Annotated in this window: 21 protein-coding genes; 8 read left to right on the top strand and 13 right to left on the bottom strand. The window is 56.1% G+C overall.

All coding sequences use genetic code 11. From position 1 onward, the window contains the following. Positions 1–3: 3 nt before the first annotated feature. The 7 genes from MWC30_RS07815 (at position 4) to tsoB (ending at position 7,497) form a co-directional block, all read left to right on the top strand. Positions 4–711 carry a hypothetical protein gene (locus MWC30_RS07815; RefSeq protein WP_244083608.1) on the top strand — a complete coding sequence of 236 codons (708 nt, stop codon included), beginning with the start codon at positions 4–6 and terminating at the stop codon, positions 709–711. Continuing rightward, positions 708–2,129 (top strand): sigma-54-dependent transcriptional regulator, encoded by a 1,422-nt coding sequence (locus MWC30_RS07810; protein ID WP_368860818.1) that lies wholly within the window; start codon positions 708–710, stop codon positions 2,127–2,129. Before MWC30_RS07815 ends, MWC30_RS07810 begins: the two co-directional genes overlap by 4 nt. A 55-nt stretch (positions 2,130–2,184) precedes the next feature. After that, positions 2,185–2,949, top strand: coding sequence for a carbonic anhydrase (locus tag MWC30_RS07805; RefSeq protein WP_244083606.1), 765 nt, complete (start codon positions 2,185–2,187; stop codon positions 2,947–2,949). A gap of 8 nt (positions 2,950–2,957) precedes the next feature. Beyond that, positions 2,958–3,533: a hypothetical protein gene (locus tag MWC30_RS07800; protein WP_244083605.1), complete on the top strand. Its 576-nt coding sequence runs from the start codon at positions 2,958–2,960 to the stop codon at positions 3,531–3,533. Positions 3,534–3,617: 84 nt separating this feature from the next. Then, complete coding sequence (gene gatC / locus MWC30_RS07795; RefSeq protein WP_244083604.1) at positions 3,618–3,908, top strand: Asp-tRNA(Asn)/Glu-tRNA(Gln) amidotransferase subunit GatC; 291 nt, start codon at positions 3,618–3,620, stop codon at positions 3,906–3,908. 68 nt (positions 3,909–3,976) lie between these two features. Beyond that, positions 3,977–5,446, top strand: coding sequence for an Asp-tRNA(Asn)/Glu-tRNA(Gln) amidotransferase subunit GatA (gene gatA / locus MWC30_RS07790; RefSeq protein WP_244083603.1), 1,470 nt, complete (start codon positions 3,977–3,979; stop codon positions 5,444–5,446). Positions 5,447–5,745: 299 nt separating this feature from the next. Next, a complete protein-coding gene (gene tsoB, locus MWC30_RS07780) occupies positions 5,746–7,497 on the top strand; it encodes a rhodanese/DsbD fusion-like selenoprotein TsoB (protein WP_332113213.1) in 1,752 nt (583 codons plus the stop codon). 142 nt (positions 7,498–7,639) lie between these two features. On the opposite strand, the gene glgC is transcribed toward tsoB, so the two are convergent. The 7 genes from glgC to mfd are packed head-to-tail and all read right to left on the bottom strand — an operon-like array spanning position 7,640 to position 16,285. Continuing rightward, positions 7,640–8,923, bottom strand: coding sequence for a glucose-1-phosphate adenylyltransferase (gene glgC / locus MWC30_RS07775; RefSeq protein WP_244083600.1), 1,284 nt, complete (start codon positions 8,921–8,923; stop codon positions 7,640–7,642). Between the two features lie 8 nt (positions 8,924–8,931). Beyond that, the gene (locus tag MWC30_RS07770) at positions 8,932–9,477 is read right to left on the bottom strand and encodes a peroxiredoxin (RefSeq protein ID WP_244083599.1); all 546 of its coding nucleotides are present in this window, start codon (positions 9,475–9,477) and stop codon (positions 8,932–8,934) included. After that, on the bottom strand, positions 9,474–10,181 hold the full coding sequence (locus tag MWC30_RS07765; RefSeq protein ID WP_244083598.1) for a cytochrome c biogenesis protein CcdA: 708 nt from the start codon (positions 10,179–10,181) through the stop codon (positions 9,474–9,476). Before MWC30_RS07765 ends, MWC30_RS07770 begins: the two co-directional genes overlap by 4 nt. Further along, a complete protein-coding gene (recO, locus tag MWC30_RS07760; protein ID WP_256461228.1) occupies positions 10,169–10,960 on the bottom strand; it encodes a DNA repair protein RecO in 792 nt (263 codons plus the stop codon). Before recO ends, MWC30_RS07765 begins: the two co-directional genes overlap by 13 nt. Beyond that, the gene (locus MWC30_RS07755; protein ID WP_244083596.1) at positions 10,957–11,931 is read right to left on the bottom strand and encodes a helix-turn-helix domain-containing protein; all 975 of its coding nucleotides are present in this window, start codon (positions 11,929–11,931) and stop codon (positions 10,957–10,959) included. Before MWC30_RS07755 ends, recO begins: the two co-directional genes overlap by 4 nt. Positions 11,932–11,943: 12 nt before the next feature. Further along, on the bottom strand, positions 11,944–12,915 hold the full coding sequence (locus tag MWC30_RS07750) for a peptidylprolyl isomerase (RefSeq protein WP_244083595.1): 972 nt from the start codon (positions 12,913–12,915) through the stop codon (positions 11,944–11,946). A 34-nt stretch (positions 12,916–12,949) separates the two neighbouring features. Next, the gene (mfd, locus tag MWC30_RS07745) at positions 12,950–16,285 is read right to left on the bottom strand and encodes a transcription-repair coupling factor (RefSeq protein WP_244083594.1); all 3,336 of its coding nucleotides are present in this window, start codon (positions 16,283–16,285) and stop codon (positions 12,950–12,952) included. Positions 16,286–16,731: 446 nt separating this feature from the next. Between mfd and selA the strand changes: the two genes are divergently transcribed. Continuing rightward, positions 16,732–18,162, top strand: a complete 1,431-nt coding sequence (selA, locus tag MWC30_RS07740; RefSeq protein WP_244083593.1) for an L-seryl-tRNA(Sec) selenium transferase — start codon at positions 16,732–16,734, stop codon at positions 18,160–18,162. 79 nt (positions 18,163–18,241) lie between these two features. Here selA and MWC30_RS07735 read toward each other — a convergent pair whose 3' ends face one another. From MWC30_RS07735 to murB, 6 genes are all read right to left on the bottom strand, one after another. After that, positions 18,242–19,141, bottom strand: coding sequence for a DnaJ domain-containing protein (locus MWC30_RS07735; RefSeq protein WP_244083592.1), 900 nt, complete (start codon positions 19,139–19,141; stop codon positions 18,242–18,244). A 140-nt stretch (positions 19,142–19,281) separates the two neighbouring features. Next, positions 19,282–21,036, bottom strand: coding sequence for a radical SAM protein (locus MWC30_RS07730; protein ID WP_244083591.1), 1,755 nt, complete (start codon positions 21,034–21,036; stop codon positions 19,282–19,284). A 143-nt stretch (positions 21,037–21,179) separates the two neighbouring features. Beyond that, a complete protein-coding gene (ftsZ, locus tag MWC30_RS07725) occupies positions 21,180–22,394 on the bottom strand; it encodes a cell division protein FtsZ (protein WP_244083590.1) in 1,215 nt (404 codons plus the stop codon). A 239-nt stretch (positions 22,395–22,633) separates the two neighbouring features. Further along, entirely contained in the window at positions 22,634–23,860 is a 1,227-nt protein-coding gene (gene ftsA / locus MWC30_RS07720) for a cell division protein FtsA (protein WP_244083589.1), read from the bottom strand. A gap of 133 nt (positions 23,861–23,993) precedes the next feature. Further along, the gene (locus MWC30_RS07715) at positions 23,994–24,770 is read right to left on the bottom strand and encodes a cell division protein FtsQ/DivIB (RefSeq protein ID WP_244083588.1); all 777 of its coding nucleotides are present in this window, start codon (positions 24,768–24,770) and stop codon (positions 23,994–23,996) included. Positions 24,771–24,854: 84 nt separating this feature from the next. After that, on the bottom strand, positions 24,855–25,823 hold the full coding sequence (gene murB, locus MWC30_RS07710) for a UDP-N-acetylmuramate dehydrogenase (RefSeq protein ID WP_244083587.1): 969 nt from the start codon (positions 25,821–25,823) through the stop codon (positions 24,855–24,857). Between the last annotated feature and the right edge of the window lie 2 nt (positions 25,824–25,825).

Genomic DNA, 25,825 nt, shown 5'->3' with positions numbered 1-25,825 from the left:
ATAATGAAAGCACGGGACCATCGGATCACGCTTCATATGGCATGGCTTCAGTTCACATTTTGCCCGCTCCTGCTTCTCCTGATGTTGAATCTTCCGGGATGTGCTTCCACACAGAGACCTGAGAAAACCGCAGTCCCCCAGACCAGCGAATCGGCCGTGGCTCGCGTTGAAGAGGGTTTTACCGAATCATGGAAGCAGGGCATGGAAGCCTTCCACCGAGAGGATTATAACGCGGCTGCAAGCCTGTTTGAGGTTTTGAGCGAAAGTGCCCCCCATGAGGCCAACCGGCAAAGGGCACTTTATGCCCTTGCCGCCACCAGGCTGATTCTGGCAGACAATCCCGAAGAATATACGCAGGCCATGGGCGTTTGGGAGCTTTGGAGCCGGAAGCATCTCCCAGAGTCCGAGGGGGAGGATCCCGCCATGCTGACTCCTTTTTTGGAGCGGCTGGTCCCTCCTGGAGCACCCCAGACTTCGACTGTGGCAGAGAGCCCCCCGAAACCACACAAGCACGTCGAGCGCAGCAACATTTACAACAGCTATATGGTCTGTAAAGAGCTCCTGCGTACCCGGGAGAAGGAGCTGGAACGTATGAAAGCCAGCATTGGGGCAAAGGACAGAGAGATCCGAAAGCTGAAAAAACAGATCACTTCCCTGGAAGAAATCCATTTAAAATTCCAGGAAAAAAAGCAAGAGATAACCTCCCCATGACCCCCGTGAAATCGGAGCGAGCTTTGACCACGAAACAAACCATTCTTGTGGTGGACGATGACCCCCATATTCTGGAAGTATTGGAAGCACGGCTCACTTCTGCAGATTTTCGTGTCCTGACAGCCTGTGAAGGTCCGGAAGCCATCGAGATCCTGAGGGACCAGCCGGTGGATCTCATGATCTCCGATGTCAAGATGCCTGGAATGGGAGGAATGGACCTTTTCCAGGAAGCACGCTCCCTCAATCCAGACCTGCCCGTGATGTTTCTTACCGCGTACGGCACCATTTCCGATGCGGTGAGCGCCGTGAAAGCCGGCGCGGTGGACTACCTGACAAAGCCCTTCAGTGGACGAGACCTCCTGCAGAAAATCACCGAAATCCTCAAAAAACGAAGCGTCCCTGAGCGCCGCAAGGAAAAGGAGCCGATCCTTCCCCTGGAGCAGGTGCTCTACGGGGGGAAGAGTCCGGCCATGCGGGAGCTTTACGACCTCATTGAACGGATTGCTCCCAGTGACGTCAATGTGCTCCTGCTGGGAGAGAGCGGAGTCGGGAAAGAGCGTGTGGCCCATCTGATCCATGAGAGAGGTCCTCGCCGGGAGCATCCTTTTGTCGTGGTGGACTGCGGTTCGACTCCCACCGGACTCCTGGAAAGCGAGCTCTTCGGGCATGTGAGAGGCTCTTTCACCCACGCCATTCGGGACAAAAAGGGCCTCATTGAGGCTGCGGATCATGGGACCCTCTTCCTGGACGAGATCGGAAACATTTCACCGGAAATGCAGGTTCGCCTGCTGCGTTTCCTGGAGGATCGAAAGATTCGAAGGATCGGGGACCTGAAGGAGATACCGGTGGATTGCCGCGTCATTGCCGCTACGAATGTGGATTTGCCCGAAGAGGTGGAGGCAGGGACCTTCCGGGAGGATCTCTACTACCGGCTGCGGGTGGTCACCCTCAAAATTCCTCCTCTGCGTGAGCGGCGGGAAGATATTCCCATATTGGCTCAACATTTTACTCAGGTGTTCTGTGAAAGCCACAAGCTGCCCCCGGTGAAGCTGCCTCCCGAAACCGTCAAATGGCTCACCGAATACCCCTGGCCCGGAAATGTGCGGGAGCTCAAGAATGCACTGGAAGCGGGCGTGGTGCTCTGCAGAAGCGGGGTCCTGCACCCGAGTGATCTGCATCTCTCCGGGCTTCCTCACGCCCCGCAGCGATCGGCGCCCTCCCAGGAAATCGACACCCTCTCTCTCGAAGGAAGCGAGAGGAACGCCATCATCCGCGCTCTGCAGCAGGCCAACTGGGTTCAAAAGGAAGCGGCGGAGCTCCTGGGAATCAGTCGTCGGGCGATCCATTACAAAATCAAGAAATACGGCATCGAGCTTTCAGGGAAGCGTTCGGGTGGAGAAAGCCAGCCCGAAGATTAGGCCATGTAGTGTTTTGCTGACTCATGAACCACTGACCCAAGACCGGAGGAGACCCATGATGAAGAAGACAAGCCTGCCCCTTGCCCTCACCATGCTTTTGCTGCTGAACAGCATTCCCCTCCAGGCATCGAGTGCCGGACCGGGAGTATCCGCCGACGAGGCCATGCAACAATTGAAGGAGGGAAACGCCCGCTATGCTGCCGGGGCACCGACCCACCCCAACTGCACCCAGGATCGCCGCAGGGCGACCACAACCGAGGGGCAGCACCCCTATGTCACCATCCTGTCCTGTTCCGATTCGCGGGTGCCGGTAGAGATCCTTTTCGATAAAGGACTTGGGGAAATATTCGTCGTCCGCGTCGCAGGAAATGTGGTGGATACGGATGAAGCCGGATCCATCGAATACGGTGTGGATCATCTGGCCACGCCACTCATGGTGGTTCTGGGCCACACCCGCTGCGGCGCAGTGACGGCAGTAGCTCAGAACGCAGCCGTCCACGGCAATATTCCTCGCCTGGTGGACAACATCAAGCCGGCAGTAGCTGCCGCCAAAGCGAAGCATCCCGACCTCGCCGGAGAGCCATTGGTGGAAGAAGCGGTCAAGGCCAACATCTGGCAGGCCATCAGCGATCTGCTCCGGACCAGCGAGGTCACTCGAGAGCGTGTGAAGGATGGAAGGCTCAAGGTCGTGGGAGCCCTTTACGACATCGATTCGGGCAAGGTCGAATGGCTTGGGAGCCACCCGGATCAAGACCAACTCCTCAAAAAATACAGTGTCGAGGGCAGCAAACCTCATCATAAGGCCAAAACAAAGAAATAAGACGTGCCGTGAGCGAAATGCCCCAAGAAATGAAACGGGTTCCGTTCGGCCGGGAAGAGATCGAGGTCCTGAGGCAATCCATTTCTGTTGCGGAAGAGCTCATCAGCGATTTTTACAAAATTTCCACATCGGAATGGAAGCGCTACCGCTACGATATTCAGTCGCTGAAGGACCTGCTGGAGGAGGAAATCATCGACACCGCCTTCGCGCAGGTCCATCGCTACTCTCAGTCGCCCCACCAACGGCTGCGGGGCAGCGAACGAGGGGAATTTTTCAAGATCTGTATCCAGGATCACATGGTCCGGAAGGCTGTGCAGCGTGACGCGCACATCCAGCTGTTTCCCCTCATGACCTATATCGTCACCCATGAGCTCATTCATGTGGTGCGCTTTGCCAGGTTTCTTCACCAATTTTACAGTACTCCGGCCGAAGAAGCCGCCGAGGAAAGGCGGGTCCATGCACTGACCTATCAACTCCTGGAGAATCTGAAAATCAAGGGCCTCCCGGAGGTCTTGCAGGCCTTCACGGACTGTCGCACCATGGAAACCTTCCATGGAACGCAGGAAACGGCCTCCCAGGGATGAAAGCTAACCATTTTCGAGATTAAGATAGCGTTTACATTGTGTTTTGTGCGATTAAAGCCCCTCAAGCAAGGATGAGTTAGACAGATGAAGGAAAAGATCACGCGCCAAGAAGTCCGCCATGTTGCCCAGTTGGCGAGACTTGAGCTCTCCGAAGAGGAAGAAAAGCAGATGACTGCAAAGATGAACCAGGTACTGACCTACATGGAGAAGCTCAACTCCCTGGACACCTCCCGGGTCCCTCACATGACACACGCCATTCAACTGCAGAACGTTTTCCGACCGGACGAGGTTCTGCCGTCCATGGATCGGGAGCAGATTCTGGCCAACGCCCCCGAATGCGACGGGGTCAGTTTCCTGGTCCCCAAAGTCATCTGAGCGTTCCGACACGGTACCCGGTCGTTCTCAAACATTTTTTTGTGTCAATACCAAAAGAGGTAATCAGCATGGATCTCCATTCCCTCACCATTCACGAACTCCACGATCACCTGCTCCGTAAAGAGGCAAGCGCCACCGAAACGGTTACAGCCTATCTCCAGCGCATTGAACGCATCGATCCCCTGCTGAATTCCTTTGTGACCTTGATGGGCCAGGAGGCACTGCGAGAGGCGCAGCTCTACGACAACGGCCGGAAAGACCTGGAGGCATCCCCACTCGCCGGGGTCCCCCTGGGGATCAAAGACGTGATCTGTACGAAAGGGTTCCGCACCACCTGCGCATCGCGCATTCTGGAGAATTTTGTTCCCCCTTATGACGCGACGGTTACCGAACGTCTTCACAAAGCCGGGGCCATCTTGCTCGGAAAGACCAACATGGACGAATTTGCCATGGGATCGTCCAGCGAAAATTCGGCATTTTTCCCCACACGCAACCCATGGGATACAGAGCGCGTCCCCGGCGGGTCGAGCGGCGGCTCTGCCGCGGCCGTTGCGGCCGATCTCTGCGCCGGCTCCCTGGGCTCCGACACGGGTGGATCCATACGCCAGCCGGCTTCCTTTTGCGGCGTCATAGGATTGAAGCCCACCTACGGCCGCGTTTCCCGCTTCGGCCTGGTAGCCTTCGCGTCCTCCCTCGACCAGATCGGCCCTTTCGCCAAGGATGTGGAAGACGCCGCCATTCTCCTCCAAGCCATCGCAGGCCACGACCAACGGGATTCCACCTCGGTGGATCAACCGGTTCCCGATTACCGCCTGGCCATGAAGCGATCCATCAAAGGCCTTCGCCTGGGAATTCCACGGGAGTATTTCATCGACGGAATCGAGCCCGATGTGGCGGCGGCCGTTCAGCAGGCCATGACGACATTGAAGGAACTGGGTGCGGAAATGGTGGAGATTTCTCTGCCTCATACGGAATATGGTGTGGCGGCCTACTATATCATTGCTCCGGCCGAAGCAAGCTCCAACCTGGCCCGCTTCGACGGCGTCAAATACGGACTGCGTGCTCCCGATTCCAAGGACCTCATGACCATGTACTGTCAGACCCGTTCCAGGGGGTTCGGGATGGAGGTGAAACGCCGCATCATGCTCGGCACTTACGTGCTTTCCGCCGGCTACTACGACGCGTATTACAGAAAGGCTTCCCAGGTTCGAACCCTCATTCGCCAGGACTTCCTTCAGGCTTTCGAACAGTGCGACGCCATCGTAACGCCTGTGACCCCTATTCCGCCTTTCAAAATCGGTGAGAAAACCGATGATCCGCTGCAGATGTATCTGAGCGACGTATTCACTCTGCCTGCCAGCCTGGCGGGCATTCCCGGCATATCGATTCCCTGCGGTTTTTCGGCGGGAAATCTGCCTGTAGGCCTGCAGGTCCTCGGCCCTCACTTTCGGGAGGATCTCATCCTCCAGATCGCCTATCAATTCGAACAGGCCACTCCCCACCATAAAGCCAGACCGCAGATGGACAGCCACGGATAAGCTCCCTGTCGCCCACAGACATTGGGATGGGCAGAGGCTTTTGCCCGTCCCCACCACTGCCATTGTAAAAACCCCGTCCTTTGCAGAAAAGAACGGGGTTTTTGCATGGATTACAGCAGGCAGAAAATCGACCCCATTGGATGCGGAGAGGGGGCCGTTGCCTGCCCGTGCCCTCCTTCAAATTCAGTATTGACATCCTAAAGTATGAGCATATAAATGATCACTAATATGATTGCACCCTGCTGTGCCAGGTTCCGGGGCATGCTAACCTGATTTTTTCATTCCGGGAAAGGTCATTCATGCAGAACAAGAAAACGACAATCGTCGCCATCGTGGCGGTGGTGCTAACGGTCGGAGCCCTGTGGCTCACCAGGCACGCCGTCACTCCAGGGCAGGCCACATGGGATGATGTCTTAGGCGAGGCGAAGGCAGGTGGCTATAAGCTCATCACCACCGAAGAGCTTTCCGAGCGTTACCTGAAAGATGCAAAAAACCTTCTTCTTGTGGATACTCGCCAAGGTTGGGAATACCGTACAGGGCATGTCAAAGGGGCGGTGAACTTTCCCATGGAGCCTACCGCTTGGTCGAGGTGGCGCAGGGCATCTGCCCTTGAAATTTTCCTGGGACCCGATAAGAATCGGACAATAGTATTCTACTGAGCGGGCCTCACATGAGTCCGCAGTGACTCGGCAGCCCGTGTGGCCGTTAAACTTGGTTATAGAGATGTCTATCGCGATCCTGTCGGCTATCCTGAATGGCAGGGAAGAGGTCTGCCTGTTGAGAGTACCCCGGCCGGACCCGCTCAAACGAGTGAAGAACCAAAGGCGCCGGGACCCTTCAACGGCTGGGCGATGCTATGGACACTCCTGGGGATCTTTGCAGGAGGCATGGCTTTGAACCTCACCCCGTGCGTCTATCCCCTCATCCCCATCACGGTCTCTTATTTTGGGGGCCAGGCTGCCAGGGGAGGAGAAGGCCAGGGGAGACTCGTCGTGCATGGTTTGTGTTACATGCTGGGCCTTGCCGCCACCAATTCCGTGCTCGGAGTCGTCGCCTCCCTCACAGGAGGCCTCATGGGATCCATGCTGCAAAATCCCATTGTCTTGATCTTCGTGGCTGCGGTTCTCGTCTCTTTTGCCACAAGCCTCTTCGGACTCTGGGAAATGCGTCTTCCAAGCGGCCTCACCCAGGCTGCGGCCAAATCCTACACCGGCTATTTTGGAAGCCTCTTTATGGGGCTCACCCTGGGAATAGTTGCAGCGCCCTGCATAGGCCCTTTCGTGCTGGGGCTACTCACCTGGGTGGCCAGCATGGGAAGTCCGTGGCTCGGGTTTCTGATCTTCTTCACCCTGAGCCTCGGCCTTGGGCTGCCTCTATTTCTACTTGCCATGTTCTCGGGGCAGATGGAGAAGCTCCCCCGCTCGGGCGGGTGGATGATCTGGGTGAGGAAGCTCATGGGCTGGATCCTGGTGGGAATGGCCGCTCACTTCATACGACCTCTTCTTCCCGGTCAGTGGGGAATGATCACTCTTGCCCTGGTGGCACTGGCAGCGGGTCTGCACCTTGGCTGGATCGACAAGAGCCAGGCCGGCTTCCGCGCTTTCCCATGGCTTAAAGGCGGAGCAGGCGTAACATGCCTGGTTCTTTCAACCTTCCTCATCACGTCCTGGGCCATGCAAGGCCCCGGTGTCACCTGGGTGCCCTACTCAGAGGAAGTATTGAAAGAGGCTCAAAACACCCAAAAGCCGGTCATCATCGATTTCTATGCCACATGGTGCACACCTTGCCGGGAGCTCGAGGAGGTCACCTTCCACGATGCCTCGGTCGTTAAGCAGGCGGATAGTGACTTTGTCATGGTGGAAGTCGATGTCACCAAAGGTGGAAACCCCGTGCACGAGCGTCTGCTGGAGCAATACGAAGTGAAGGGGGTTCCGACCATAGTGTTCCTGGATGCCAGCGGTCAGGAGAGGCGGGACCTGCGCCTGGTCGATTTTCTCTCCGCCGATCAGTTCATGAGTCGTATGACAGAGCTTAAAAAGGGCGGCAAATAGAGAAAGGATCTTTGGGCCGGCTCTTCGGAAACTAAGCCTGTGTGCAGCAGTAATTTTAAAATTCTTGACTGCCATCGAACCCGTCATTCCGGCATGTTGCAAGCCGGAATGACGGTCCTGCAGAAAAGCACGCGCCGGAAAATTATCCGTTGGCAGCTGGAAAATACCGCTTAGGAACCACCACAATGCCTCGCGGAGTCACATGGAACCTCTTGCGGTCTTCCTGGGGATCGATTCCAATCCGCGTGTTTGGGGGAATGACGTTGTGCTTGTCGATGATGGCTTTCTTGATCTTGCAGTAACGGCCGACTTCCACGTCATCCATGATGACGGATTCATCGACTTCCGCCCAGCTGCGCACGGTGACCTTGTAGGAAAGCACCGAGCTTCGGACGGTGCCTCCGCTGATGATGCAACCCGGGGAAACGATGGAATCCACGGCGCTGCCCACCCGGGGAGGATTGCTGTCGGGCTGGTTGAACACAAACTTAGCCGGCGGATACTGACGCTGGAATGTCCGTATCGGCCAGAGGGACCCGTAGAGATTGAAGAAGGGATCGACCCCCGTGAGATCCATATTGGCATTCCAGTACGCATCGAGGGTTCCGACGTCCCTCCAGTACTGGGAATCGCGCGTGCCGTCCACCAACTGCAGCCTGCGGACGCCGTCGCGATCCATCATGTGAATATAATCCTGAATCTTGTTCATGCGCCGATAGGGATAGGCGAAAACCTTGAAGTCATCGATGAGCTTGGGAATGATGTCTCGTCCGAAGTCATCGTCCTCGCTCTTGGTGAGCAGATCCAGCAGAAGGTCCGTCCTGAACAGATAGATCCCCATGGACGCCAGGGATCGCTCAGGGTCGTCAGGAATGGCTTTGGGATCCTGGGGCTTCTCCACCCATGCCCGAATCCTGAAGTCGTTGTCCACTTCAGCGATTCCAAATTCTGACGCCTGGCTACGTTCCACCTCCAGGAGCCCCACGCTCACATCCGCTCCATTTTCTTCATGATATTGGCGGAACGCGGCATAGTCCATCTTGTAGACGTGATCCCCCGAGAGGATCAGCACATACTTGGGGCGCTCCCGCTCCAACAAGTAGAGGTTTTGCCGGACACAATCGGCCGTTCCGCGGTACCACTGCTCCCCAGTTCTCTGCTGTGGGGCTGCGATACGCAGGTAGTGTCCCAGATCCCCTGAAAAAATGTTCCACCCCTCCTCCAGGTGATCCACCATGGACTGCGATTTATACTGCGGAAAAATAAGGATCTTGTAGAGCTGAGAATTGATACAGTTGCTCAAAGGAATGTCGATGAGGCGATAGATGCCCCCAAAAGGCACCGCAGGCTTGGAACGATCCTGTGTGAGCGGCATGAGCCGCTGCCCTTTCCCTCCGGCCATGATGATGGTCAGAACATCTTTCATAATTCCCCTTACTTCAAATATTTCATGGGATTGTCCGGCAGCGAATTTCCTCTGTAGACTTCCTGTCCTTCCTTGTTCACGATGACGAAGAGGGGAATTCCCTGGACTCCGTAGCTGCGGGAAACCTTTCCCTGAGCATCGAACAAAATGGGAAAGGTCGAAGGATGCTCTTCTTCGAATCGCTTCACACGATTCAAGGAATCTCCGCCCCCTACGTTGATGCCGAGAATCTCCATCTCTTTGGGGTCGATCTCCTGCCTCAATTTCAGAATGCCGGGCTTTGCCGCCACACAATAGGGACACCATGTGGCCCAGAAATAGATCAGCACGGGCCGCTGCCCCTTGTAGCTGCTGAGTCGAACAGCCGTTCCCTTGAGATCGTTCAATTCGAAGTCGGGCGCTTGCGTCTTGGAATCCGACCCCAAGACCGAGGCCAGCACCGTATTTCCTTCGCTGGCTGACGTTTCACCCGGCAAAGCCCACACGAGGTGAGCACCCAACAGCAGAACGAGGGCAAATTTCAAAACACTCTCACACTTTCTTTCGAGACTCATAGCCAAAATTCTCCTGCTTTAATGAAGAAATACTGAGAAGCCAAGATCATGACCAGGCCAAAAAACCGTTGAACGCGTCGCATCCAAATCCCCGAGCGAGGGAAAGACGCCAGCAACCCGGTAAAAGTCCCCACCAGTATCACCAGCCCCCCCATGCCGTACGCAAAGGCAAAGAGCATCCCCATTCCCCAGACCAGATCCTGCTTTGTCGCCACTATGGCCAGGAGAACACCCAGGATGGGGGTCGTACAACTGCTGACCACCAGGGCGGAAGCCCCTCCCAACAAAATACTCGTCATGATATCATGACCTTGGAGAGTCTGCACTCTGAGCCGGTTCAAAAATGCAGGAGGCGAGAGAGGCATCACTTCGAGCATCACCAGACCAAAGAACAGGCAGACATTGCCGACGAACAGATAGGTCCACTGATTGTTGGTCAGGGTTCCAAACAACTGGCCTGTCAAGGCGGCAAAAGCCCCCAGCGCAGCATAAACGAGGGCCAGCCCGAGGACATAAAACACCGAAAGCACAAAGCCTCGCCACCGACTCCCCTGGGACCTGCCTCCAATGTACGCCACCGTAATGGGCATCATGGGGTAAACGCAAGGCGTGAAGCTTGCCAGGAGGCCACCTCCGAAGGCCAGGAAAACTGCCAGGATGGGATGAGAGACAGCAATTTGTTCAAACTGATTTATCCACTCCAATTTCGGTTCCTTTCACTCTTGCGACTGCATGCTGCACGGATTTGCTCCAGCAGCTTCAAGCTCTTCAAATCCTTTCTGATGAGGTCTTGAATCACACGGATCAATCCCTGGAAAAGGGGAGCCTTTTTCTCCTGCAGCAGGTGCAGGCGCCACATCCTGTCCAGGCTCAACACCCTGGACTGCTCCATCAATACGAGTGTTCCTACATCTAAAGGAAATCCAGAGGGCTGAATCGAGCCATGCTTCTGACAGACGAGATCTCCCTGCTTCACCCGCCACAACCATCTCCTGGAAGCACGAAGGGGCGACCGGCAGACACTGCAATGAGAGAGCTCTGGAAGGTACCCCATTTTGTCAAGGAACCGGACCATGAACAACAGCATCACATTCAAGGGGTCCCTGTTTTTTGTAAGCTGCAACAAGGTCGCGTTCAGAAGGTCAAAGAGCTCTTCCTGGGCCTCCCCTTCCGGGGCCATTTCCAGGAAAATCTCGGAGAGGAGAGCCGCATACCCCCACCGCTCCACCTCAGCCCTCAACTCTAAGTACGGCTCCAACAACTTGCAAGCTTCGATCCAAATGAGGGATTTCCGCTCACGGCAGGTCATCAGCACAAGACTGGAGCTTTCAAAAGTGTGGACAAATCGTTTTTGACTTCGCCGTGCTCCTTTGGCGATCCCTCTCAGCTTCCCCGCCTCCCGGGAGTAAAAGGTGATCAGCCGGTCCGACTCCCCATGGTCTCTCGTGCTCAAGACAATGGCTTCCGTCTCGAAAATCTTCATTCCTTCAAATAGCGTGGATCCGGGAGGCGAATTTTGACAACACTTCCGGACTTACCGGGAAGGGAAACGGCTTTGCCGTCCCATTTCACCTGCACGCCGCCTGCATTGCCGACCAGGATAGCGGCAGTTTCCTCCATTTCCCATTCCCGCGTGTCCCCGGGTTTGAGCAGCACACTCTGGGACTTCCCATTGTCTGTTTTGACCTGGACCCAGGTCTCCTGGGTCGCTTCGAAAAATAGCCGGTGCTTCTGGCCTTCGCTGCCTGTAGAAAGCGTCGTCGGCTGAACTGCCTCCGTTTCCCGTGGTGTATTTTCCACGGGAGCCTTGGGCAAACTTGCTTCCACAGGTGCCTCAGGGGCAGGCTTGGGAGCAGGTGGGGGCTGGACAGGGGGAGCGTCAGCCGTGGCGCTCCGGGATTCGGCCCCCTTTGCTTTCAGTTCCGGAGGGGACGACTGACGGACAGTGGCTGGAGTCTGAGCTTTCTCATCAGGCAGTTTGGAAGGAGCCTGCTTTGTTGAGAGATCGGACGGTAATTCCTGCTGAGGGTAGCCCTCCTGTTTCACCGGTTGAGACTCGGACAATTTTTCCTGGCGATTGGAGATCAAGACGCCCCCGTAGAGTGCCCCCACCAGGGCCAGCCCGAGAAGCAATATGGAGAAGACGCGCGTCTGCCTGGTTCGCTTGAAGGATTTCGTCATGGTTCTGTAACGCTGAATCCCTTCGTCCTGCCAGTTGCGGGCTTTGATTTCCCCGGCATATTTCTCCAGCACAGGACCGGCTTCGACGTTCAATGCTCCGCAATAGGACGAGACAAAACTGCGCAGGAGGAGAGGGGCGCCAATACGGGCAAAATCTCCATCCTCCAGCGCATGGAGCACATTGACGCTCAGCTTGCTTTTTTCCGAAACAGCCTTGAGAGTCAAGCCCTGGCGCAATCGCTCAGACTTCAAAAATTCCGACAGCTCACTCATGGATTCAATCCCCTATAGAGAGACCTGAATGAAGGATCGTGCTTCCAGTTCTTTGACCCAGTTCTCGAACTTACGGCTCATTTCCTGTTGAAACAAAATTCTTCGCGCTTTCTCTCTGGCGCCCTCACCCGAAACATCCAGCTTTTCCCGGCGGGTATCGATGACCTTCACGATATAAAAGCCCGTGGAGGACTTCACCACGTCGCTCACCTCATTGGGCTTCAGGTCCCGTACCGCCGCAGCAATGTAAGGTGCCAGCTCTTCCGTTGCGATGTATCCTATATCACCGCCATCCGCGACAGCCGGTCCTTTGGAATATTCCCTGGCGAGCTTGGCAAAGTCCTCGCCCTTCTTGATGCGATCAAGCAGATCTTTGGCGAGCTTTTCAGCACCTTCTCCCGTCTTTCCCTGAGCCCCCTCCGAGACGGGAAGAAAAATGACGCCGAGCCTCAAGCGGTCCGGACCACCGCTTTCCTGCGTCCCGGCCGTTTTCAGATAAGCATCGACCTGTGCATCCGTGATGACGGTCTTGGATTTGAGCACACGCTCCAGCAGCCGCGATCGCTCCATTTCCTTCTTGATGCCCTCCCGGAACTGCTCCACCGTCTGCCCGCTCTGCCCCACGACGTACTCGAATTGTGCATCCGTGAAGTTATTATCCTTCTTCATGGCCTGGAGGGCATTGTCCACTTCCTGCTGGCTGACGGAGATCTTCATACGGCGGACTTCCTGATCGGTCAATCGATCTCGAATCATCTGATTCAGCACTTCTCGTTCAAACTGAGGCTGGAGCGACGGATCACCGGGTCTTGCCCCGGGAGTTGTTTTTTCTATGAGACGTATTTTAGCCTGAAGATCACTATACAGAATAATGTCTCCATTCACAACCGCCACAATCCGGTCAAGTGTCTCTCCGAAGGCAGCCCCAGCCCACAGAAACGATATCCACAACACCAACGCACACCCTTTTCTCGAGATACGCATGCAGTCCCCCTGCTCAATCAGTCACGTCATCTTTTCAAGCCGCCGCATCCTGGCGACATTTCTCTTCGAGATCACTCAAGATCTTCTTCAGTCGAGCCAACCGCTGGGGCAAATGACGCCCCCAGATTTCTATCTTGAGTCTACGATCCGCTTCCATTTTCCAGTTGTATTTATGTTGTTCGAAAAAGAGCTGCACCCTTTTGTTTTCAGTGTCTTTGGCAAAATGAAGTGTAAATGTCTCTTCCCCTCCGTCCATTCGGACAATCCCGAACCGCTTCAGCAGCAAACGAATCTTAGCCATCAAGACCAGGTTCCGCACACTGTCGGGAAAAGGTCCATAACGATCCCTCCATTCACTGGAGAGCTCGTCCACATCCTCTTCACCGGAAACCGTTGCCAGCCTTTTATACGCCAAAAGCCTCTGATCGGTGTCAGGAATGAACGCATCGGGCAGAAAAGCCGAAAGAGGAACATTGATTTCCGTATCGAGGGCTTCCGTCTCGGAAGTTTCACCCTTCATCTCCTTCACCGTCTTTTCAAGCAGTTCCAGGTAGAGCTCATAGCCGACGGCGGCTATGTGACCGGATTGGGAAGACCCGAGGATGGTTCCTCCGCCCCGGATCTGCAAATCATTGAGGGCGATTTTGAAGCCTGCACCCAGTTCACTGAAATCCATGAGTGCCCGCAGCCGCTTCTGCGCATCCCGGCTGATAATGTCCTCGCCGGGGACAAGCAGGTAAGCATAGGCCTGCTCCGTGGATCGACCCACGCGGCCGCGCAACTGGTAAATTTGGGCCAGTCCAAACTTGTCGGCCCGGTTGATGATGATGGTGTTGGCCGCTGGAATATCCAGGCCTGATTCGATGATGGTGGTACAGACCAGAATGTCTATTTTGCGGCCGATAAAGTCGAGCATCACCTTTTCGAGCTCCCGTTCCTTCATCTGTCCATGAGCCACGGCGATGCGCGCCTCCGGAACGAGCCGGTTCAGGGCATTGGCCATCTGAAAAATACTCTGCACATGGTTGTGGACGAAAAACACCTGCCCCTTCCGGTCGAGCTCCCTGCAGATGGCCTCCCTGATGGTGAAATCGTCATACTTGCACACGAAGGTTTCAATGGAATGACGGTCCTGGGGTGGGGTTTCAATGGTGCTGAGGTCCCGGATTCCTGCAAGGGACATATGAAGCGTGCGGGGGATGGGAGTGGCGGTCAGGGTCAGGACATCAACGGATACTCTGAATTCCTTCAACTTTTCCTTGTGCTTCACCCCGAAACGATGTTCTTCGTCAATGATGAGAAGTCCCAGGTCCCGGAACTCCACATCTTTTTGGATCAGCCGATGGGTGCCGATGACAACGTCGATGGCTCCCTTTTTCAGTCCTTCGATCACCTGCTTTTGCTGGGTAGGGGGCTTGAAACGGCTGAGACTCGCCACGACCACGGGAAACCCTTCGAAGCGCTCCCGAAACGCCTGGTAATGCTGTTCGGCGAGGATAGTCGTGGGCACAAGCAGGGCCACCTGCTTTCCGTCGGAGACCGCCTTGAATGCGGCCCGAAGGGCCACTTCCGTTTTACCGTACCCTACATCACCACAAATGAGGCGGTCCATGGGGCGTCCCGAGGCCATGTCCTCCAGCACATCGTCAATGGCCTTCAACTGATCGGGAGTTTCCTCGTAGCCGAAAGTCGTCTCAAATTCCTGAAAGAGGCTGTCGGGGGGTGAAAATCGGAATCCTTCCCGGACTTCGCGGGAGGCGTAAAGATTCAGAAGCTCCTCTGCAATCCGTTCCGCCGATTCGGCAGCCTTCTTCTTGGCAGCTTCCCAGGATTTCCCGCCCAGCTTGTCCAAACGGGGCTCCTGCCCTTCCACTCCCAGGTATTTCTGGACCTTTTGCAGCTTGTCCACCGGCACATAAAGGCGGTCGGCGTCCTGGTAGTGAATGAGCAGAAAATCGCTTTCAATACCCCGGACGTTCAGATGCACCAGTTCTTTGTAGATCCCTATCCCGTGGTCCACATGGACGACATAGTCATCAACGTGCAGATCCTGGAAAGAATTCAGAAACACGCCGGCCAAGGACTTCCTGGCCTGCCTTCGAGACCGCCTGCCGAAAATTTCTTCTTCGACGACGACAGCAAGTCTTTCAGCCGCCCAGAGAAATCCTTTTTCCAGCTCCCCTTCCATGACTTTGACGGCGGGGGCCTCATAGGATTCTTCCCCAAAGGGGGCACCGCTGAAAAGGGCATCGACGCCATAGCCTTTCAGCAATTCCACCATGCGTTTGGCCTGCCCTTTTTGATGGCAGACGAGAAAGCATACGATTCTCTCCTGCTGCCACTTTTGAAACTGCCGCGCCAGTGGTTCCAGCAAACGATCTTTGTGAGGGAAGGACTTGACGGCGAGGGTGAGCTCTTCGTGACCGCCGGCATCCAGGTCAAAACGTACCGCCTTGTTGGCTGAACCGGAAATGGAATTCACCCAGACCTGGCGCAGAGGCTCCAGGGCACTCTGCAGCTCCTCAGGCTCCAGAAACAATTCCTCGGGCGGGCGCTTCCATTCGTGAGTAGACCGGTTGTCACTCCAATCCCGCCAAACTTTCCAGTGGTGCTCATTGATCTCTTTTCGCACCAGGGCATCATCGGACCAGACCATCACGGTTCGAGGCTCGAGATAGTCCGCAAGGGTTCCCAGGCGCTCATGGAAAATGGAAAGAACTGATTCAAATGTTCCAGACTGGTGGCTTTCCTGCAGCTTTTCCAACCAGACATTCCCGGCAGCCCGCGTCAGGTGCTCCGCCTCGATATCGTCGTAGATGGCCTGACGCGCACGCTCCCGTGCTTCCTCATCCAGTATGATTTCGCCGGCGGGCAGGAGGATCACGTCTTCCAGCGCTCCCATGGAGCGCTGGGAAACGGGATGAAAAAGCCGGATGGATTCCAGCTCCTCTCCGAAAAATTCCAGCCGCAGGGGCCATGGATAGAGTGGGGCATAAATGTCCAGAACTCCCCCTCTTCGGCTGAAATCCCCGTATTCCTCTACGAGTGGCACCCCATAGTAGCCGCAGTCCACCAGTCTTCGAGTCAATGCCTTCAGATCGATTTCCTCGCCGGCGACTCTATATTCGGTGTGTTTCAAGAGATGCTCGGGAAGGGGGATGCGCTCCATGAGTGCCAGGGCCGAAGTCACCAGCAGACGGGGCGTGGAGCTGTTCCTCAACGCGTAGAGAGCCTCCAGCCGACGGGCTGTCCCCTCCATCTTCCCCAGAGACTGCACTTTTCTGCCCGTCCGGGAGGGGAAATACCACACGCGCTGGTCCAACGGAGCATCCGGGCGGGAGGAGTGTTTTCCGAGAAAAAAGCGGATCATCTCCGCATATTTTCCTGCTTCCCGGTCCGTAGGAGCAACCAGCACAAAGTTGCGTTTTACAGCTTGGATTCCTCGGGACAAGAGATAGGCTAAAGCTGTGGGATGCGCACCGCGCAGCGAAAACGAGTCGTTTGAATCACTCAGGAATGAAAGAATTTCCCCGGAAGTATCCTTCAAGGAAACGTCATTCACATCGTCTCTCACGGAAGAGTCCTGTTCTTCCCTAAATACCGGTGTTTCCATCTGAGGTTGAACGTCCTCTTGTATCCTTGGGCGGCAGGCACATCTAAAGCCGCCATGGGAAGCAACGAAAAGGGTTTCATTCTGTTTAAAGTTTGAAATATAACGGAGAAGCCTTTAGAAAGAAAGTTTTCATATGGTCTGCCTCAACAGTAAAGGCAGCTCCATGGATTCCCAAAGAATCACTCAGGAAGGATGAATCGATCATGGCCAACACGAGCGTCCAAGACTTGCTGCGAAAGCTCCCGGGCGTTGATGCCCTCCTTCAGTTGGAACCCCTCCGGGAAGCTCTCACCCAGCACCCTCGGAAACTGCTTCTGGAAAGCATCCGTCACGTCCTGGAGGAACAGAGGCAGCGAATCCTGGACCCCAAAGGATCCGGTGCTTCCGTCAACCTGGAGCCGTCACACCTGGTCCAGCTCATCCTTCAGCGCCTGGTGCAGGTCAGTGACTATGCTCTGCGCCCCGTCATCAATGCCACCGGCATCGTCATTCATACCAACCTGGGACGCTCCCTTCTCCCACAGGAAGCCATCGAACGACTGGCCCTGCTCTGCCGCAGCTACAACAACCTTGAATACGACCTGGAAAAAGGGAAAAGAGGCTCCCGTTACGTCCATGCCGAAGCGATCCTTTGCGAGCTGACCGGCGCCGAGGCTGCGCTGGTGGTGAACAACAATGCGGGCGCGGTCTTCCTGGTGTTGAATACTCTGGCCCAGGGAAAGGAAGTCATCGTCTCACGCGGCCAGCTCGTGGAAATTGGAGGCTCCTTTCGCATTCCGGACGTCATGCGCAGCAGCGGGGCCATTCTGAGGGAAGTCGGATGCACAAACCGCACGCATGCAAGAGACTATGAGGGGGCCATCAACGGTGAAACCGCCCTTCTCATGAAGGTTCATACCAGCAATTATCGCATTGTGGGCTTTTCTTCGGAAGTATCACTGGAAGAACTGACTGCTCTGGGCAGGACACACGGTCTGCTGGTCATTGAAGACCTGGGAAGTGGATCATTCATCAACTTCGCCCCCTTTGGCCTGCAGGGTGAGCCGACAGTTCAGGAGACGGTCCGTGGCGGGGCAGATGTCGTCACATTCAGCGGAGACAAGCTCCTGGGCGGCCCCCAAGCGGGCATCATCCTCGGCAGAAAATCCCTCATCGAGAAGTGCAAGAAAAATCCCCTCACCCGCGCTCTGCGTGTGGATAAAATGACACTTGCAGTTCTGGAAGGGACCTTGCGCCTTTACCGCGATGAAAGACTGGCGATGGAGCAAATACCGACCCTGCGCATGATTGCCACCCCACTGTCGGTTCTGGAGGAGCGGGCTGCAAAGCTGGCCGCAATGATCTCAGGAGCCGATGCTCATTCCATCTTCGAAGTTACCGTGGAGCCCAATGCATCTCAGGTGGGCGGGGGATCCCTGCCGGCGCAAAACCTCCCGACCTTTGTCGTCGCGGTGAGATCCGAGCGGTTGAGCACCCAAAAAGTAGAGCTCTTTATGAGGAATTACACGCCTCCCCTTATCGGGCGCATCGAATCAGACCGTTTTCTCATGGATGCCCGGACACTTCAGGATGATGAATTCACCGTTATCCAGCAAGCCTTCAAAAGCCTTCTTGCAACCATCGTGACGGACTGAAGGCCCTTGAAATGGCGGCTCCCTTCGCGCAAAATGTCAACCAGTCCGGCTTCAGGCGACCGGCAGTGTACCGCTTACCTCACATCACTTGCAGCTCGATATAGAGATCGCCACGATCGGACATATTGCTCGCAAAGTTGCGTCCCATATCCTTCAGGCGGAGCTTCGTACCGGATTTGACTCCGGGTGGAATACGGATGGACACCCGCTTTCCTTCCCCCATATGGGGAAGTCCCACTTCCACGACCGCCCCGTTCATGGCGTCGCCCGGAGAAATCACCAATCGGTAGGTCATGTCATGGTTTTCCTCATGTAGAGCACCCTGATCTTCAGAGGTGGAGGGAGCGCCCGACCATCCCAATGCTTTCCTGAGGAGATACCCTCCGAGCTTTTTCCCCGCCTTGACGAGCAGCGAAGCTCCCTGCTCCAGAAGACCTTTTGGCTTTTCAGGCTCGGGACGAGCCTCTTGACGCATGGTCTGCCCCCAATTCGGCGCCTTCTGCCCTGTCGTCCCACTGTATCGGAAGACACGGGTACCCTCGGGGCCGCCCCAAAAGATTCCTTGAAAGAATATGGTCTTGTCTCCGAAAAAGAGGCGGTTGAGGAATGTATCGTCGAAACGGAAGCCCATGCGCTGAAATTCCCGCTGCATATCTGCAAAAGCATCCTGAGCATACCGGCTGCTGAAAAAGTCGCGGAAAATTTCTTCCTGCGAGTATCCAAAACCCGGCCCGGCGGTTCCATTGGGACGCTGCTGGAATCCCAGATTGCGATACTGATCGTATTGTGAACGCTTGTTGGGGTCAATGAGCACTCCGTAGGCCTCACTGATTTTCTTGAAACGCTCCTCGGCGTGCCGATCGTTGGGGTTCCTGTCTGGATGAGTCTCCAACGCCAATTTGCGGTAGGCCTTTTTGATGTCATCCCCTGAAGCATCCGGCGAGACGCCCAGGATTTTGTAGTAGTCTTGCTGAGACATATTTATATCGCTTCTCCTTTGGATCTTCTCCCCCATCGGGTAGAAAACAGTTTGCATAGATCATAACACGTCGCAAATTCAGCGTCAGAAAATAAGAACCATATTTGGCAAGATCAATACCTTATGACCGCTCGCCCCCTTCAGGGTGAGCAGGCGCCGCACCTTCTGCAGTTTTCCTCCAGCCGGCAGGGAGGGCTGCTCACTCCTTTCAGTGCCCGCTGGTATTCTTCCCACAAATAAGATCGCTTCACTCCATGATCGATGATCTCCCAGGGGAACAATTCCTCCGATCCCCTCTCCCGCATGACCCAGAAGTCCGGATTGAAGGGGAATTCTCGAAGTGCCTGCGTCCAGGCCACTCCCCCCAAAGCAACCCTTTGGAGCAGTTCTGCGGCCCGGCGGTCCCCCCGTGCCAGCAGGGCCTGCACGTAGGCCCATTTGGGCATATCGAAGTGTACCCGGACATTGGGAACCTTTTGGAGAGCCTTCTGAATCCACCTGGACCGATCCTTCAATTCCCTCACGCCTGCAAAGGGAGCCCACTGAAAGGGTGTAAAAGCCTTGGGCACAAATCCATGAATACTCAAGGTGATCGTCCCCAATCGTTTCTTTCCCCGGCTGATCTTGAGCACATGGTGCTTGATGTCCTTGGCAAGGTCTACAATGGCCTGAAGGTCTTCCAAAGTCTCCGTAGGCAACCCGATCATGAAATACAGCTTCAGATGGAGGATGCCCTTTTCGGTCAGCAGATCGACTGCCGCGTGAATCTGTTCGACGCTAATGTTCTTGTTGATGACCCTTCGCATGCGTTCAGACCCCGCCTCGGGAGCGATGGCAACGGACTGATGCCGGCTCTCCTGTAGGGCTGTCACGATTTCAGGGGTGAGACTATCGGCCCTCAGGGAAGAGAAGGAGAGCGCGCCTCCTTTTTCCAGGAAAGCATCACAGAGAAAAGTGATCTCGGGATGATCCGAAACCGCCGCGCTCACCAGTCCCACTCGTGGGATTTCCCGGATCACCGGTTCGGCCGCATTCAATAAGGCATCGGCCCTGTGGTACCTCACGGGGCGATAGACATAGCCGGCGGCACAAAAACGGCAACCACGTCCGCAGCCCCGCCCGATTTCCAGGAGCAGGACATTGCTGAACTCCGCATGGGGAGTGAAAATGACCGTATGACAGGGTTTCCCCTGCGAAAGATCGGCACGTCGGTAGCGGATCCGGCGAGGGATGTTGCAGCCAGCCAGAGGCTCCATGGATTCCAGAGCTCCCTCGGGGCTGTACGAAACCTCGAAGAATGACGGTACGTAAACACCGGGAACCTGTTCCGCAAGGGTTTTGAGAAAATCCTTCCGTGGAAGGTCTCCTTCACGCAATTCCTTCCAGAGGCTTTCAAAATCCGGCAGAAGCGCCTCCGCCTCCCCCACAAAAATGAAATCCATGAAGGGGGCCAGGGGCTCGGGATTTAAAAATACAGCGACCCCGCCGGCCGCCACGAAGGGATCGGACTCGCTGCGGTCCTCGTCTCTGAGGGGAATCCCCCCCCACTGCAGCATTTCAAGGGCATTGACGTAATCGTTTTCAAAAGGAAGGGAAAAGGTCACGAGGTGAAAGTCGGCAAGGGGCCTTTGCGACTCCACGGAGAGGAGCTTCCCCGGGTCCCGGCGCAAAAGCGGTATGTCTTCAGGTTCCGGGTAGAAGACCCTTTCGCATACCACGTCATCCAGCGTGTTCAGGGCTGCATACACAGACTGGAAGCCCAGATTGGACATTCCCACGGCATAGCGATTGGGGAAGGCGAGGGCGATGTGCACTCTTCCCCGCCAATCCTTGAGGATGGTTCCTTTTTCCTCGGCCAGCCATTGCTGCTGGCGTTTCTTGAGTTTCCAGAGCATAAATCGGACCGCTGTTCGGGGGCCACGGACAGTGTCCCAAAGAGGGGGTGAAGGTGGAAATGAGAGCCGGGTGATCGAGAAGCGGGGTCCTCCACCTGCCCGCCATGCTCACATGAGGAGGACCCCTGCTTTCAGATGGATTTTCAGTCAGCCTGACGACGGATGAAGGTGGGTATGCTCAAATCTTCCTCCTCCTTGGGTGCCCCCGTCAATTTCTGAAGAAAGGTGCGCCTCTTGGGCTGCTGCTCCTGCATGGTATCCATTTCCCGGGTCGGGCGATGCCGCACGACCGTGGGAACCTGGAGATAGTCGTAATTCAGCTCTGGAACGATACCTTCCGAAGCGAGCCGCCTGGATCGCGTGGGAGCTTCCTGTTTTTGGGGATGCTCCATTTTGCCGATGCCCGTGGCGATGACCGTCACTCGAACCTCTTCTCCAATCCTGGGATCCAGCGCCATTCCCAGGAAAATATTGGCATCCTCGTCCATTTCCTTGTGGATGAGAGACGCCACCTCTTCAAACTCGTGCATTCCCAGATCCACACCCGTGGAAATGTTGATGAGGGCCGCACGGGCGCCATGAATGGAGATATCTTCCAAAAGCGGGCTGGAAATGGCCTGCTGAGCTGCCTGGGAAGCACGGTTTTCGCCCACGCCCATGCCCGTCCCCATGAGGGCCAGCCCTTTTTCGCCCATGACGGTTCTGAGGTCGGCAAAATCCACATTGATATAACCCGGGTGCGTGATGAGGTCCGAAATACCCTTCACTGCGTAGAGGAGGACGTCATCTGCGCGCTTGAACATTTCGAGAAAAGTGGCCCGACGATCGGCCAGACACAGGAGGCGGTTATTGGGAATCGTGATGAGGGTATCCACCGAATCCTGGAGGGCTTTGAGGCCCTCTTCCGCGTTGCGCTGCCGCACTTTCCCCTCGAATGCAAAAGGCTTCGTGACCACAGCCACCGTCAACGCCCCGATTTCTTTGCACACCTGGGCCACCACGGGAGCCCCTCCCGTTCCCGTTCCCCCACCAAGACCGGCGGTGATGAACACCATGTCGCTCCCGTCTATGGCTTCGCGGATCTTATCCATGTCTTCCTGAGCCGACTTGCTGCCGACCTCGGGATTGCCGCCGGCACCCAACCCCTTGGTGAGGTTCACGCCCAGTTGGATTTTAGTGGCAGCCAGATTTTGATCCAGCACCTGAAAATCAGTGTTGGCGGCGATGAATTCAACTCCATCCAGGCCCGCACTGATCATGTTGTTGATGGCATTGCCGCCACCGCCGCCAATTCCCAAAACTTTGATTTTCGCACGGCTGCTGCTTGCTACGACCGGACTCTCGATTTTTTTCTCCATATCTGCGCCTTTCCCCGTCCTTGAACCAGTCATCTCCAAATGACATTCAAGATCGCCACCCTGTTTCGACTTCACTCAAAAATTACAGAAAACAAACAGCTTATTCTTCCGAACCAATATCACGCAGCACGCATGCTCAGGCTGAAAAATCGCCTGGGGCTCAAACCCACGAGCCGGGACGCCCCCGCCTCTTCAGAGTTGGAGGAGCGGCATCGCCCCCATGCCCTGCAGTTCCAACCTCACCAGAATTCCTTAAACCACCGCTTCATGATCATCAGCACTTTGTTCACCAAACTGTTGGATTCCTCCACAGGAAGACGCACTTTTCCACGTTTTCGGCCATACGCAAGCAAGCCCGTCGCCGTGGCGAACATGGGATTCTTGACCACGTCTCCCAACCCTCCAAATTGATAGGGAACACCGATGCGCACCGGCAGATCGAAGATCTTCTCCGCCAATTCCCGTATGCCGGGCAGCAGGGATACCCCTCCCGTGAGGACGACTCCTCCATGAAGCGATTCCACAAAGCCCGAGCGGACAAGCTCCCATTCTATGATCTTGAGTATTTCTTCAACCCTCGCCTCGATGATCTGGGCCAGGATGGATTGTGCCAGCTGACGCGGTTTCTGCCCCCCCACGGAACCGACTTCGATCATGTCCTGCTGCCCGATTCGGTCTACCAGGGCGCAGCCATATTTCTTCTTGATCTTCTCCGCCTCGTCCATGGAAGTGCGCAGGCCGACGGAAATGTCCGACGTAATGTGATTCCCTCCCAGTCCCACGACACAGGAATACCGGATGGCATGGTCTTGAAATACCGCTACATCGCTCGTTCCACCCCCGATGTCCACGAGAGCCACGCCCAGGTGCTTCTCATCCGCATCCAGTACCGCCTCACTGGAGGCCAGGGATTCGAGCACCACATCCTGAACATTCAGGCCGGCCTTTTCACAGCACTTGATGATGTTCTGAACCGCACTGACCGCCCCGGTGACAATGTGGACCTTGGCTTCGAGGCGTACGCCTGCCATGCCGACCGGATTCTGTATCCCCTCCTGATCGTCCACCAGGAACTGTTGGGGAAGGACATGGAGAATCTGGCGGTCATAGGGAAGAGCCACCGTTTTGGCGGCATCCAGGACCCGGTCAATGTCCGACTGCGTGACCTCTCGGCTCTTGACGGCGATGACACCGTGGCTGTTCAGGCTCTGAACGTGCGTCCCCGCAACCCCCGCATAAACGGAAGAAATCTCGCAGCCGGCCATGAGCTCCGCCTCTTCCACCGCCTTGCGAATGGACTGGACGGTCTGCTCGATATTGACGACCACGCCTCCTCTCAGCCCGATGGAAGGGTAGGTTCCAACCCCAACGATATCGATTCCTTCGGAAGTGACCTCCCCCACCACTGCACAAATTTTGGTGGTCCCGAGGTCCAGGCCGACAATCAATTCCTCTCTTCTTCCCATCGATTCCTTCCCCCTCCAAATCATGAGAGCTGGCGCATTGCATCCGTGTCATGTGCAAAAAGAACCTCATGGACCTTCCAACCACCGCCCCTCAGGTCCAGGGTCGCTCTCTATCCTTGCCTCTCCCCTTCCGTCATGCACCGTTCGGTGGAGAGACAGCCCGCTCCACATACACCCGATTTGTATAATCGAGATCGATCCGTGTCACAGAATCCAGCCATTGCCTCTCGCGCAGCACCGCCAGGACAGCCTTCAAACGATGCAGTCGTTGATCAAGATCTTCTGCCCCCAACTGGACGGCAATCGGCTTTTGAGCCATTTGCAGGGCGAACCCCGCCGCTCCCAGCCAGCGGCATTCGGCAATGGACTGGACCGGAAGCCAATCCCTGGATACCGCCAGAGCGTCGCTGAGCTCTTTCAGGCCGTCCAGGAGCTCTTCGGGAAAATCGCCTCCCTCTTTCAGGTCCATCCCCTCGAAGCCGGTGACCAAGAGTAGATCCGGATTTGCTTCCCGCTCGGTGCGCGAGAAAATATTGCCCTCGCGATCGACCAGCAGGAGGGCTCCTGCCTGCACCATCGCCAGGGGCTCCCGCTCTTTTAATTCGACCACAATGCGCCCCGGGGGATCGATCCGCACCACCGACGACTGGAGCCAGAGGATCGGCTTCAACCGTTGGGAAAGCTCGGATGTCTTCAAGGTCAGCAGATTGGCGTCTCTCGGCACCCGAAGGGCATTCAAAACATCCTTCCGGTCCACGTGCTTCAAACCGATGATCTCTATTTCTTCCACACGAAGCCAGGGAGCTTCGAGGAGCGCGTAATACGCGTGGGCCAGGGCTGAACTGATGAAGGCCACCGCAGCAAACACCAGGACCAGAGTCAGAACGGCCTTGAGGCCCCTTCTGACCACTTTCCGGCGCCTGACGGTATCAGGGCGATATCGGTTCTGTTTTTTCCGCATGGCCCTCATACCGGAGGAAAAAGGCACAGTACATCATTCACCCCATACCCGGATCTCCCGTTCCAGCCGGATTCCGGATCTCTCCCAGACAGTCTTTTCTATATGCTGGATCAGCCCCAGGATATCCTCACGGGTGGCATTGCCTCGGTTGATGATCCAATTGGCATGCTTGTCCGAAATCTCCGCCCCCCCCCATCGAACCCCCTTCAACCCCAATGCATCGATCAGCGCACCAGCAGCAGCATTTCCGGGATTCTTGAAAACACAGCCCGCTGAAGGCCATCCGAGGGGTTGTGTTCTCCTGCGCTGCCCCATGATTTCACGAAGCCGGGCTTTGATGCGGTCCACCGGCGATCGCTGCAGCTCCAGGCAGGCGCCTGTCACGATCTTGTCGAGAGGAAGGCCCATGGAACGATAGCCGGCCGGCAGCTGCCACCGATGGATTCTGTCGGGATTCCCCCGTTCATCCAACAAATCCACCCAGGACAGCACCTGAGAAATGCTGCCTTCCCTCGTCCCGGCGTTCATGACCAAAGCGCCCCCCACGGTACCAGGAATCCCCACCATGGGCTCGAGGCCGCCCCACCCATGCTCGACGCAGAAGCGAAGCAACCGTGCCAGATGCACCCCTGCTCCAGCATAGACACGCACTCTACCCGCTTCGAGGTCTTCACAGTGCAACAACTCCAAATTCGATAGGGTGAGTTGGACGACCAAAACATCCCAGGGGGAATCGGGGGGCAGCACGTTGCTTCCGCCACCCAGGATGATGCGCGGAATCTTTGCGCTCCAGGTCGCTTTCAGCAGCTCCCTCAAAGAGCTCTCGGTGCGGGGGCGCACAAGACAGGCAACCGGTCCCCCCACCCGAAAAGTGGTGTGCCTGGCCAGGGGTTCGCTCCAACAGACCTGGAGATCCGGAATCCCTGCCAGAACAGAAGCACAAAGAGCGGCAAAAGCCGGTTCCGGCAGATCGAGCTTCGGAGCTGAACCTTCACCATCCATAG

It is taken from the genome of Desulforhabdus sp. TSK (assembly GCF_022836495.1).
Taxonomy (GTDB): domain Bacteria; phylum Desulfobacterota; class Syntrophobacteria; order Syntrophobacterales; family Syntrophobacteraceae; genus Desulforhabdus.
The sequence above is the reverse complement of the archived record's forward strand: the minus strand, read 5'-3'. Positions and strand labels throughout refer to the sequence as shown.

Bases quoted from the DNA above. Each gene is read 5' to 3' on its own strand.
- MWC30_RS07770 (WP_244083599.1), bottom strand. From the start codon at position 9,477: ATGAGTCTCGAAAGAAAGTGTGAGAGTGTTTTGAAATTTGCCCTCGTT.
- glgC (WP_244083600.1), bottom strand. From the start codon at position 8,923: ATGAAAGATGTTCTGACCATCATCATGGCCGGAGGGAAAGGGCAGCGG.
- ftsZ (WP_244083590.1), bottom strand. From the start codon at position 22,394: ATGGAGAAAAAAATCGAGAGTCCGGTCGTAGCAAGCAGCAGCCGTGCG.
- MWC30_RS07735 (WP_244083592.1), bottom strand. From the start codon at position 19,141: ATGTCTCAGCAAGACTACTACAAAATCCTGGGCGTCTCGCCGGATGCT.
- MWC30_RS07730 (WP_244083591.1), bottom strand. From the start codon at position 21,036: ATGCTCTGGAAACTCAAGAAACGCCAGCAGCAATGGCTGGCCGAGGAA.
- ftsA (WP_244083589.1), bottom strand. From the start codon at position 23,860: ATGGGAAGAAGAGAGGAATTGATTGTCGGCCTGGACCTCGGGACCACC.
- MWC30_RS07750 (WP_244083595.1), bottom strand. From the start codon at position 12,915: ATGCGTATCTCGAGAAAAGGGTGTGCGTTGGTGTTGTGGATATCGTTT.
- mfd (WP_244083594.1), bottom strand. From the start codon at position 16,285: ATGATCCGCTTTTTTCTCGGAAAACACTCCTCCCGCCCGGATGCTCCG.
- MWC30_RS07805 (WP_244083606.1), top strand. From the start codon at position 2,185: ATGATGAAGAAGACAAGCCTGCCCCTTGCCCTCACCATGCTTTTGCTG.
- MWC30_RS07815 (WP_244083608.1), top strand. From the start codon at position 4: ATGAAAGCACGGGACCATCGGATCACGCTTCATATGGCATGGCTTCAG.
- recO (WP_256461228.1), bottom strand. From the start codon at position 10,960: ATGAAGATTTTCGAGACGGAAGCCATTGTCTTGAGCACGAGAGACCAT.
- gatA (WP_244083603.1), top strand. From the start codon at position 3,977: ATGGATCTCCATTCCCTCACCATTCACGAACTCCACGATCACCTGCTC.
- selA (WP_244083593.1), top strand. From the start codon at position 16,732: ATGGCCAACACGAGCGTCCAAGACTTGCTGCGAAAGCTCCCGGGCGTT.
- MWC30_RS07810 (WP_368860818.1), top strand. From the start codon at position 708: ATGACCCCCGTGAAATCGGAGCGAGCTTTGACCACGAAACAAACCATT.
- gatC (WP_244083604.1), top strand. From the start codon at position 3,618: ATGAAGGAAAAGATCACGCGCCAAGAAGTCCGCCATGTTGCCCAGTTG.
- MWC30_RS07755 (WP_244083596.1), bottom strand. From the start codon at position 11,931: ATGAGTGAGCTGTCGGAATTTTTGAAGTCTGAGCGATTGCGCCAGGGC.
- murB (WP_244083587.1), bottom strand. From the start codon at position 25,823: ATGGATGGTGAAGGTTCAGCTCCGAAGCTCGATCTGCCGGAACCGGCT.